This window comes from Yaniella soli, assembly GCF_054782375.1.
In genome coordinates, this window is sequence record NZ_BAAGSP010000072.1 from 1 (window position 1) to 1485 (window position 1485).

1 protein-coding gene is annotated in these 1485 nt (G+C 58.9%); it reads right to left on the reverse strand.

Annotated elements, in window-relative coordinates; genetic code table 11:
- Window positions 1–12: 12 nt before the first annotated feature.
- The gene (locus ACYVJT_RS15225; RefSeq protein ID WP_499418556.1) at window positions 13–1353 is read right to left on the reverse strand and encodes an ISL3 family transposase; all 1341 of its coding nucleotides are present in this window, start codon (window positions 1351–1353) and stop codon (window positions 13–15) included.
- Window positions 1354–1485 lie beyond the last annotated feature (132 nt).

Here is a 1485-nt window from a genome sequence, read left to right on the forward strand (position 1 = left end):
GGCTCTTCCGGTTTAAGGGTGGGGTTGGTGGTCTAGGCCGCCTGCGATCAGCAACATTCTGAGTCGGTAGTTGTGGGGGTTTCGGAAGCCGCGGGCCACCCGGCGGTGCAGTTCGATCAGACCGTTAATCGCTTCAGTGCCACCATTGGATGCTCGACCGGTGTTGAAGTAGGCTAGGAATTCGTTGGTCCAGCGTCGCAGCGTGCGTCCAAGTCGGGCGATCTCAGGAATCGGAGATTTGTAGAAGGTGCGCAGGATTTTTTGGGCTTTGCGACGACCATTGCCGGTGTTTTTGGCGCGGTATGCGGCGCGAAGATTCTGTGCGTGCAGATAGGCATCTAGGACTTCTTGGTGGCGGGCATCTGCCTGGATCCCGGCTTCTAATCGGGCCCATTGTTTGGGTCTGAGACGCTCTACGCCGGTGCGTAAAACGCGCAGGATCCCATACAGTGGGTCGCCTTTGCGACCACGTCGGCCCAGGGTTTCGTGTTGGACTCGGCGGCGGACTTCATCCACGGCTTTATTGGCCAATTGGATGATGTGGAAGTGATCCAATACCCCGGCGGCGTCTTCCAGGTGGGTATCGATGGCGTTTTTATAGCCCCGAAATGGGTCCAAGGGTGCAATGGCAATCCCGTGACGAAAGGCTGGGCCACGGTCTTGTAACCATTGTCCATAGACCGGTCCGGATCGGCCCGGCACCAGATCTAATAATCGGGCCTGCAGCCGGCCCTGGTCGTCTTTGGTCAGGTCCACCATGCCGGTAAATTCCTTGGGTCCTTTGCCCTTATGCGGGAAGGTATGATGCCAAATGTGTTCATCCACCCCCAGTGTGGTGACCCCAGCAAACCGTGACTCATCGGCTGCTTTGGCTTCCAACACGGGCCGGATTTGGTCCCAGACCGCGTCCCAGGACACGCCCAGTTGGCGTGCTAAGCCACGGATCGAGGCGTGTTCACGACGCAGCTGGTCGATGGCCCATTTGATGCACCGGGTAGTCAGTTTCGCCCGGGGTGCGCACAGCGGTGGATGTTCCTCGGTGAAGGTCTTGACCTCACACAGTGGCTCGTGGCAGATCCCGCGGCGTTTATGCCAGCGCAATCGCACCGGCACCCCAGCCCAGGGCGCGTCCACCAGGTCAACAATCCGTCGGCCGTTGGATTCCGCGACCACGCCACACCCCGGACATCCCACCAGACCCGGCACGGTTTCCACAGCCAAGACCAACTGCCGATCGTGGCGGGTGGCCTCCAGCAGTTGAGCGCCCTCGATACCTAAAATAACGTCACATCGGTGGCAGGAATCTGTGTGGTGGGCAGGACAAAACTCCGTGGAGCAACTACGCTGAGACAATGTCGGGGTCTTTCTCTGAAATATTTGGTTTGCTTGGTCGCTACCAATATTTTCGGAAGACCCCGACACCTTCCACCACCTTCACCCCCGGCGTGTCTTAAACCCTCACCCCACCCTTAAACCGGAAGAGCC